Origin of the sequence: Pseudomonas bharatica (assembly GCF_048586865.1) — a bacterium.
GTDB lineage: Bacteria > Pseudomonadota > Gammaproteobacteria > Pseudomonadales > Pseudomonadaceae > Aquipseudomonas > Aquipseudomonas bharatica.
In genome coordinates this window covers 1-2,196 of record NZ_JBMAWR010000054.1, presented here as the reverse complement: position 1 = coordinate 2,196, position 2,196 = coordinate 1, and the positions used below count along the sequence as shown (strand labels likewise).

Genomic DNA, 2,196 nt, shown 5'->3' with positions numbered 1-2,196 from the left:
TTCACTGCACCAAACGACGTCTACAACGGTGCGGCGCCGATCAGCACCACCATCACCGGCGTGTCCGGTGGCAACTTCGAGAACCTGGCGGCCAATCCGGCTCCGGCGGTCACCACTGTTACCGACTCCACCGACACCACCACCGTGACCCTCAGCGCCAGCCCGAGCGTGCCCGAAGGCGGCGTGGTGACCTACACCGCCTCTGTCGGCGCTCCGGTGACCGGCACGCCGGTAATCGTCAACCTGGCCAACGGCCAGAGCATCACCATCGCGGTGGGCCAGACCTCCGGCTCGGTCAATTTCACCGCGCCGGACAACGTGCTGGCCACCAACGCACCGCTGACCAACAGCATCACCGGCGTCAGTGGCGGCAACTACGAGAGCCTGGTCGCCGGTACCGGCACGACCACCACTACCGTCACCGATGACCCGGCGCGCCTGGACACCACCACCCTGACCCTGGGCGCCACCGGTTCCGTCGCCGAAGGCGGGCAGATCGTCTACACCGCGACCCTGAGCAACCCGGCCGGCAGCGAAATGAAGATCAGCCTGAGCAATGGTGAGACCATCACCATTGCCCAGGGCCAGACCCAGGGCACCGTGACCTTCGCGGCGCCTGCGAACACCGTTTATGTGGATGCGGGCAATGTCAGCGTCACCGTGACCGGCACCACCGGCGGTGACTTCGAAAAACTGGCGGTGAATCCGGCTGCGGCGGTGACGGCGATCACCGACAGCATCGACACCTCGACTGTCACCCTGACCGCGACCCCGAGCGTCACCGAAGGCGGCGTGGTGACCTATACCGCCTCGGTCACGGCTCCGGTTACCGGCACGCCGCTGGTGATCAGCCTGGCCAATGGTCAATCGATCACCATCCCGGTCAACGCTTCGAGTGGCTCGGTGGATTTCATTGCGCCGAACAACGTCCTGAACACCAACACGCCGCTGACCAACAGCATCACCGGCGTCACTGGTGGCAATTACGAGAAGCTGGAAACCGCCGGCACGCCAACCACCGTCGTGACCGACGATCCCGCTCGCCTGGACACTACTGGCCTGACCCTCAGCGCTACTGGCACCGTCCAGGAAGGCGGCGACATCGTCTACACCGCCCGCCTGACCAATCCGGCCGGCAGCGAAATGAAGGTCACCCTCAGCAATGGCGAAGTGATCACCATAGGCAAGGGCCTCTCCGAAGGCAGCGTGACCTTCGCAGCGCCTGCCAACACCGTCTATGTGGATGGCGGCAACGTCAGCGTGACCGTCACCGGGACTACTGGTGGCGACTTCGAGCATCTGGAAGTCAGCCCGACAGCTGCCGTCACTGCCGTTACGGATTCGATCGATACGTCGACCGTCACCCTGACCGCGACTTCGAGCGCAGTGGAAGGCGGTGTCGTCACCTACACCGCTTCGGTTACCGCGCCAGTCACTGGTACGCCTCTGGTCATCTCTCTGGCGAACGGCCAGTCGATCACCATTCCGGTCAATTCTTCGAGCGGTTCGGTGGACTTTGTTGCACCGAACAACGTGCTGAATACCAACACGCCGCTGACCAACAGCATCACCGGCGTCACCGGTGGCAATTACGAGAAATTGGAAACCGCCGGCACGCCGACCACCGTCGTGACCGACGATCCCGCTCGCCTGGACACCACTGGCCTGACCCTGTCGGCCACAGGCACCGTCCAGGAAGGTGGAGACATCGTCTACACCGCTCGCCTGACCAACCCGGCCGGCAGTGAAATGAAGATCACGCTGAGTAATGGCGAGGTCATTACCATCGGCAAAGGTCTGTCGGAAGGCAGCGTGACCTTCGCGGCACCAGCCAATACCGTTTATGTAGATGGCAGTAATGTCAGCGTCACCGTCACGGGTACCACCGGCGGCGACTTCGAGCATCTGGAAGTCAGCCCGACCGCGGCAGTGACCGCAGTTACCGACAGCATCGATACTTCGACCGTGACTTTGACGGCTACCGCCAGCGCTGTTGAGGGCGGCGTAGTGACCTACACCGCCTCCGTCACTGCACCCGTTACCGGCACTCCGCTGGTCATCAGTCTGGCTAACGGCCAGTCGATCACTATCCCAGTGAACAGCTCCAGCGGCTCGGTCGATTTCATTGCGCCGAACAACGTGCTGAATACCAATACGCCGCTGACCAACAGCATCACCGGCGTCACTGGCGGCAAT

At 63.0% G+C, this 2,196-nt stretch carries 1 protein-coding gene; it reads left to right on the top strand.

The features are described from left to right. On the top strand, positions 1 to 2,196 hold a 2,196-nt coding region (locus ACKLLE_RS27090), incomplete at both ends, for an immunoglobulin-like domain-containing protein (RefSeq protein ID WP_420059601.1).